The organism is Helicobacter zhangjianzhongii (assembly GCF_030249855.1).
GTDB lineage: Bacteria > Campylobacterota > Campylobacteria > Campylobacterales > Helicobacteraceae > Helicobacter_B > Helicobacter_B zhangjianzhongii.
The window spans coordinates 44,037-51,139 of the sequence record NZ_JANURN010000010.1 but is presented as its reverse complement, the minus strand read 5'-3'; the positions used below and the strand labels follow the sequence as shown (position 1 = coordinate 51,139).

General features: G+C 45.1%; 7 protein-coding genes and 1 tRNA gene. 1 reads left to right on the top strand and 7 read right to left on the bottom strand.

What is annotated here, in order from left to right:
• Window positions 1-125: 125 nt before the first annotated feature.
• Genes trpD through NYG90_RS09515 form a run of 3 tightly spaced genes read right to left on the bottom strand, consistent with a single transcriptional unit; the run spans window position 126 to window position 3,287 of the window.
• On the bottom strand, window positions 126-1,136 hold the full coding sequence (trpD, locus tag NYG90_RS09525; protein ID WP_285257621.1) for an anthranilate phosphoribosyltransferase: 1,011 nt from the start codon (window positions 1,134-1,136) through the stop codon (window positions 126-128).
• Window positions 1,133-1,714, bottom strand: coding sequence for an anthranilate synthase component II (locus NYG90_RS09520; protein WP_285257622.1), 582 nt, complete (start codon window positions 1,712-1,714; stop codon window positions 1,133-1,135). Before NYG90_RS09520 ends, trpD begins: the two co-directional genes overlap by 4 nt.
• The gene (locus NYG90_RS09515) at window positions 1,698-3,287 is read right to left on the bottom strand and encodes an anthranilate synthase component I family protein (protein ID WP_285264985.1); all 1,590 of its coding nucleotides are present in this window, start codon (window positions 3,285-3,287) and stop codon (window positions 1,698-1,700) included. Before NYG90_RS09515 ends, NYG90_RS09520 begins: the two co-directional genes overlap by 17 nt.
• A gap of 144 nt (window positions 3,288-3,431) precedes the next feature.
• On the opposite strand from NYG90_RS09515, the gene NYG90_RS09510 reads away from it, so the two are divergent.
• Window positions 3,432-3,519 (top strand) — tRNA-Ser (locus NYG90_RS09510).
• Between the two features lie 36 nt (window positions 3,520-3,555).
• Here the strand turns inward: NYG90_RS09510 and NYG90_RS09505 are convergent.
• The 4 genes from NYG90_RS09505 to NYG90_RS09490 are packed head-to-tail and all read right to left on the bottom strand — an operon-like array spanning window position 3,556 to window position 7,087.
• Window positions 3,556-4,935: a metallophosphoesterase gene (locus tag NYG90_RS09505; protein WP_285264984.1), complete on the bottom strand. Its 1,380-nt coding sequence runs from the start codon at window positions 4,933-4,935 to the stop codon at window positions 3,556-3,558.
• 9 nt (window positions 4,936-4,944) lie between these two features.
• The gene (locus tag NYG90_RS09500) at window positions 4,945-5,547 is read right to left on the bottom strand and encodes a hypothetical protein (RefSeq protein ID WP_285264983.1); all 603 of its coding nucleotides are present in this window, start codon (window positions 5,545-5,547) and stop codon (window positions 4,945-4,947) included.
• Window positions 5,548-5,555: 8 nt separating this feature from the next.
• Window positions 5,556-6,110 carry a hypothetical protein gene (locus NYG90_RS09495; protein WP_285264982.1) on the bottom strand — a complete coding sequence of 185 codons (555 nt, stop codon included), beginning with the start codon at window positions 6,108-6,110 and terminating at the stop codon, window positions 5,556-5,558.
• Entirely contained in the window at window positions 6,110-7,087 is a 978-nt protein-coding gene (locus NYG90_RS09490) for a DUF8569 domain-containing protein (RefSeq protein WP_115011246.1), read from the bottom strand. The genes NYG90_RS09495 and NYG90_RS09490 overlap by 1 nt, the downstream gene beginning before the upstream one ends.
• Window positions 7,088-7,103: the final 16 nt, after the last annotated feature.

Below are 7,103 nucleotides of genomic sequence, written 5' to 3'. Positions count from 1 at the left end.
GCAAGGGTCATATACACGCTAGAGTTTTGTGTGATACTAAGGGCTTTAAGGAGATGAAAGATAGCCCACACTATGGGTAAAAAGCAAAAGATAAAAAGATAGGAGTTAAAGAGCATAGGAGGTCCTTAATTGTTGCTCTTAGAGATAAATTCTTCTAGCTTATTGTGGGCTTGCTTAGAGTTAATCAAGCTTTGGGCTAGGTAGAATCCATCTTTAAAGCTCTGTGCCTTGCTGGCGATATACAGGGCTGCGCCGGCATTAAGACAGGTGGCGTGGTATTTCGCGCCCTTATCCCGCCCGCTAAAAATCTCTTGGATAATGCGCGCATTATGGGCTTTATCCCCACCTTGCAATGCGCTTTTATCGCAAAGCTCTAGCCCAAAATCCCTAGGTGAAAACACATAAGAGCTAATCGCACCTTCCTTAATCTCGCAGATTGTCGTAGGCGCGCTTAGGGAGATTTCATCAAGGCTATCTTGCCCATAGACGACCATTCCGCGCTTCACGCCGAGATTTTTCATCACCTGTGCTAGCGGCTCGCACAAGCTCTCATCATACACGCCCATAAGCTGCAGGCTCGCCCCAGCAGGATTGCTCAAAGGTCCTAGGATATTGAAAATCGTGCGGATTCCTAGCTGCTTGCGCACAGGGGCGACATAGCGCATAGCGATATGATAATTTTGTGCAAACAAAAAGCATATCCCAATTTCCTCTAAAAGCCTTTGGGATCGCTCTTTATCAAGCATAATATTCACCCCAAGCTCTTCTAGCACATCAGCAGAGCCACATTGTGAGGAAGCCGAGCGGTTGCCGTGCTTGGCGACTTTCGCCCCTCCTGCTGCGCTTACAATGGCACTTGCAGTAGAGATATTAAAGGAGTTTGAGCCATCGCCCCCGGTGCCTACAATCTCTAGCACCTCCATATTATGCAGCAATCGCACGCAATGCTCGCGCAAAGACTCCGCACACGCGGTGATCTCATCGATACTCTCGCCCTTTAGAGCTAGGGCGGTGAGAAAAGCAGCGATTTGTATATCGCTAGCTTCTTGGCTCATAATGGCATCCATCGCTTCTTTGGCTTGCTTGTAGCTTAGGGTCTGCCCTTTTGTTAGGGCGATTATGGCGTCTTTGATCATTGTCTGCCTTTGTGTATGAGTGAGAGAAAATTACGGATAATCACCGCGCCTTTTGGCGTCAAAATGGATTCTGGGTGAAACTGCACACCATAGGTGTGATAGCTCTTATGGCGCAGTGCCATAATCATCGCTCCTTTAAGCGTGTGGGCGATAGGGACTAGCTGGCTGCCTAGCTCCAAAGCGCACAAAGAGTGGTAACGCGCCACTTCAATGTGTCTAGGGAGATTGGCAAAAAGTGGGCTTGTAGTGTCAAGCTCTATGGTATCTTGCTTGCCGTGCATAAGCTCTGGCGCACTGCCTACCCTGCCGCCAAAGGCTTCGCAAATCGCCTGATGTCCTAGACATACGCCAAATATAGGGATAGTTGGCGCAAATGTGCGGATAGCATCAATACAAATCCCAGCGTCTTTAGGGGCTTTGGGACCCGGGGAGATGATGATGGCTTGTGGGGACATAGCCTTGATGTCTTGCAGGGAGATTTTGTCATTGCGATAGACTTCTATATCTGCACCATTTTCACATAGCAGCTGGTAGAGATTGTAAGAGAAGCTATCGTAGTTATCAAGCAAGAGTATCATCTAGCCCCCTATCAAGCCCGGCACTTGCTAGCTCTAAGGCGTGGATAATAGCCCTAGCCTTGTTATCTAGCTCTTGCCACTCGGCATTTTCATCGCTCTCATACACAATCCCAGCCCCAGATCGCACAAAGATTCTATCACCTCTCTTATACACTAGGCGGATAGCGATACAAGTGTCCATATTGCCGGTAAAATCCAGATACCCTATCGCCCCACCATAAATCCCACGACCTCCAGAATGCAGCATATCTTCTAGCTCATAGATAATCTCACACGCGCGGATTTTGGGCGCACCAGAGAGTGTGCCAGCAGGCAAGATCGCCCCAAGCGCATCTAGCGCATCATTCCTAGAATCCAGCTTTGCAACAACACTAGAAGACAAGTGCATAATGTGGGAATATTTGACAATCTGCTTATAGTGTGTAACCTTGACACTGCCAATTTGCGCCACACGCCCCATATCATTGCGCGAGAGATCTACTAGCATATTATGCTCGCTTAGCTCCTTTTCATCGTGCAAAAGCTCTAGCTCTAGCTGCATATCTTCTTGCTCATTTGCTCCGCGTGGGCGTGAGCCTGCTAGCGGATAAGTCGTGATCGCACCAGATTCTAGCTGCACAAGCGTCTCAGGCGATGCCCCAGCGATCTCTAGCTCATCACTTGAGAGATAAAACATATAGGGCGAAGGGTTGCTTGTGCGAAGCACACGATACACATCAAAAAGCGAGCCGCTAGCTTTGGCTTGCATAGGGTTTGATAGCACGACTTGAAAAATATCGCCTTGCTTGATGTAGTGTTTAGCGGCTTGGACTCTCTGGCTAAATTGCTCCTTGGTAAAGTAGCGTGAAAACGAGGATTCTAGCCTAAAGGGCGCAAATACGCGCCTAGAGCTTCTAGCACGATACAAGATCTGCGCGATAGAATCTAGCTTGTGTGTGGCTTGTGTGTAGCTAGATTCTAGCTGCGCTAGATTGACATTGGTGATTAGCAAGAGCTTTTGGCGCAAGTGGTCAAACACCACAATATGCAAAAACAGCATAAGATGCATATCATCGCTAGAATCCAACTCCCACGCGCTGGATTCTAGCGGAGGTTTGGGCGTGGGGAAATCAAGTGCGCTTTCTGCATAGCGGATAAACTCATAGGCAAAATACCCCACAAGCCCACCGGTAAAAGGCGGCATATCTCTAAGCTTTGGGGATTTGTATAAGCGCAGAATCTCGCGCAAAAAGGCGTTGGGCTTGGCGGTGAAAGTGAGAGAATCACCGCTTTTGGTGCTAGGATTTTGGGCTAGGGAGAGCAGGGCAGGCTCTGTGGTTATGAGCGTGATCTCCCCCTTGCAAGAGCGCACTTGCGCAAGCGGCTCAAAGCCTAGGAAGCTATATCGCCCGCGATTGTTTGGGTCCTGCATAGATTCTAGTAAAAAGCTCTCTGGGGAATGTGCCTTCAAAGCGCGTAAGGCTTCTATGGGCGTGATAAAATCTGCGTAAAGCTCCTTTGCCACCGGCAAATGCGTGTAGCCTTGCTGGAGTAAGGCAGCAGCAGGTATCGTCTCTAAAGTGGGGAACATCATAAGCCTTGGGATCACAAAATAGATGAAATACTAATATATATTTGCCTAGTAATTGATAAAAGTTTTGTCATTTGATCTAGCTTTGCTGTGTTTTGTGAAGTGTGGGTAGATCACATAAAATATGCTATAATGCGCACTTTATTTAGAGAGGTGTCCGAGTGGTTGAAGGAGCACGCCTGGAACGCGTGTAAGGTGCAAGCCTTCGAGGGTTCGAATCCCTTCCTCTCTGCCATACTGCTAACTACTACATTTTCAATAGTTCAATAATTTATGATATTTGTGTATTTTGCGCACTCTCACTAGGCAACAAATCAATACAAACAATCTCACTAGGGGCTAAAAAGCGGAAGCTTGGTCCCCAAAATCCCGCCCCCGAGCTGACATAGAGCTTGGTGTCTTTTGTGTGGTTATAGAGTCCGTGGATATAGTGCTGATCTAGCCAGACAAAAATCGACATCGGGAAAACCTGCCCCGCGTGCGTATGCCCACTTAGCACTAAGTCAAACTCACTCACATCATAGAGCCTAGCAAATTTAGGCTGATGGGCTAGCAAGATACTAGGCTTGCTGGGGTTAAGATCTTGCTTAGCACGCTCTAAATTAGGCTCATACTCTTTAAAGCGCAAGCCCGCTAGGTCATTCACCCCAGCGAGATTAAAGCCGCTTAGCTCGATGGACTCATTATCTAGCACGCGCACCCCGCTTTTTCGCATAAATTCCATTATAGGTGCGATGCCGTGGTAGTATTCGTGATTGCCATTGACATAAAACACGCCTTCTTTGCTAGCAATTGCCTGCAATGCGCCAAACTCCTTGCTAATTTTCCTTATATCATCATCAATCAAATCCCCCACAATCACCACAATATCGGCATTTAGGGTATTGATCCTAGCGACAATACGCTCTAAAAACTCGGCTTTAAGGATATGCCCGATATGCACATCGCTAATCATTGCTATGCGTTTTTGCTGTTTTAGCTTAGGAAGTGGGATTGCCACATTGCGCACCGGTGGCGTGTGCAGGGCATTATTACGACTTGTGAAGAAAAAGAGAAAAAACAGCCCAAACACGCCCAAATCGTGCAGGATCTTTAGAGACTTGCGCCGAGAGAGTGGCATTGGCGCGTGAGATTCTAGGGATTGGGCTATGGCGTGAGTGCCACTAGAATCCTTAGAATGCCTAGGGTCCCCAAACCCCTTAGAATCCCTAGAATCCACTTTTGAAAAAGCGGATTCTAGGTTTGTGCTGTGGATCGCCACGATTTCCTTGCGGAAGTCTCGTGATGACAAAAAGGTGGAGTCAGCTTGCTTGTGTAGATTTTGTGTATTTCTAGAATCCACTTTTTTTAGCATCTTAGATAATGCCTTGCCACAAAGCCACAATATATCCACACACAAGCACGCCACAAACAAGCAATAAGTGATCGCTACACAAAGTCCTAAAACATTGTAGCCCACATCATAAAAGCGCAGATCCTTTGCCAAAATCCAGAATCCAACCTCACAGATAAACACTAGCAAAAGTGTGGCTGCAAGAGATTTTTTATACCTAGAAAACACCCACGAAGAGCGCGATAACCGCCAATAGATATAGAGCTTGCTCCCTAGCAAAAAGCTAAAAATCACTGCGATAATGGCTAAAATCTTCATAGCACAATATTAGTTTGGCAGGTGTTCAAGGAGCTTTTGGGTGTGAGTGGGGACTTGATAGGTGTTATACACGATTTCTAGGCTAAAGCTTATGTCATAAACATCTGCTTGCAAGCTGGCGCGGTTGATCTGCACGGGTGGGTTGATCACTACGCTTGCATTTAGGGTGGATAGCTTTTCCATAAGCTGCCACATATTTGCGACATTTTTTGTCTGTGTGGTGAAAGCATAAGTGGTGTTTATGGTTTGGTTGTCTTCTTGCGTGCTGCTTTGGACTTGCTTGATAGACTTGATAGTAAGGTAGGAGGCAATAAGGCTTTTTACTTCTTCAAGGGCATTTTGATTGCTAAGCTTGGCAAAAATTGGGCGATTGTTTGTGATGAAATCCTGCAGTCGCTGCGCGGAATTATCATAGCCCTTTTTAATTTCATTGTAGATGATTTTTTCCTTGCGCTCTAGGATATATTGGGATTTAAAGGCAATGATCGTGGGCCAAAGTAGGTAGTTAAAAAACCCTAGAATCACACTAATATACAAAATAGAAAAAATCAAATTACGGACAAATAAATCTGTATCGACTTTGTTAAATGAGCGCGTAATAGGCGTTTTCATCACAGCTCCTATTTATTGTCATCTGCTATGGCAGCTTGAGTCTCTGCCTTTTTGGTGGCTTGGGTATGTGCGTGGCTAATGGAGATGAACTCATACCAGCCATTTGATAGCGCGTAAAAATTCACATTTGAGCGTCCAAAATTTGCCTTAAGCGGATCTTGCAATGCGAAGTAGAAAAACTCCTTTGATGGTGTAATACCCTTTAACACAAGCGTAGTATCGCTAATTTCTATGAAGCGCAAGGTGATTTTATCTGGCACAAGCTCTAAAAGATCGCGCAGCTTATCACGGCGAATGTCGTTTTTGTCGCTGCGCTGATGCACGAGTGTTGATTCAAACACAAGCCGCTCGAAATGCTCATCAAGATCAATGATATTTTGCTGCAGGATTGCTTGATTGAAGCGATATTCTTGAGCGCGCTCTGCAGAGGCAGAAATCTCTCGCGTAACAAACCCATAAAATCCAAGCAAAATCACTATCGTTAATGCAAAATACAGCCACCAAATCTTAGTAACTTTAGCGAAGATATGCTTGGTCTTTGGGCGGATAAAACTTAGTGCCATTATTTTCCTTTAAGCTCTCTTTGCGCAAATTGTATCAATACATCTGGGAGATTTACATCTCTTTTCACCGTTTCTAGCATAAGCTCTTTAGCGATAAATTCATAGGCTTGATCGCTGATTTTACACGCATCAAGCAAAATGACCTTATCGATAAACTCGCCTTTATATAATGGATTCTGGTAGTATTCTTTAATAGCATCAACAAGAATCTTGCTAATGATTTTTGCCTTTGGCATATCATCATAAACGATCTTTGTCTCATCAAGATTTGGGATAAACATATCTGTCTGCAAATGCTCTATGCTTGGATCTAGGGCGATTTTGGCAAACTCATCAAAATCATCATCTAAAGAGAGTTCATCAAAATTCTTTAGCTCAATATCTGATCTTTGCTCTTCTTTATTGAGCATAGGCACCTCACCTTCAGCGATGAAAAACCCGCTAAAAGTCGCCACCCCTCTATACACAACCATAAGGGCGATATTGCTCCTTTGCAAAAGCACATAGACATTATTCCCTAGCGTGGGCAGATCGTGGGCATTTTGATCAATGATCAAAAATGGCGAAAACACAAAATCCACCCCAGAGATCACATTAAAACGGCGTAAATAATCCTTAATCATCGAGCGTTTTGCAAAAACGCGTATCGTCTCGCTGCTGCTGATTTGGCATTCACTTGCTTTAAGATTCCCCGAAAAAAAGTCCTTAGAATCCTTCTGTAACACCACGCCTTGTGAGAGAGTCTTAATCATCGCACTAACATAAGTGAAAGGATAGTTGTGTTTATATCGCCTGATGAGCTTCACAGCTTCCATAGGGATTTGATTTTCTGTGGTTTTAAACTCTTTTGTGAGTGATTCTACCTGCTTGTCGTGCTTGATTCTTATAACTTTGATCGTGCAAGTGATCGCATCGATATTGATCGCGATAAACACCTTGCTAAACAATGGCGACATCATCGAGGTGAAAAATCCCATATCTACCCTTAACTCT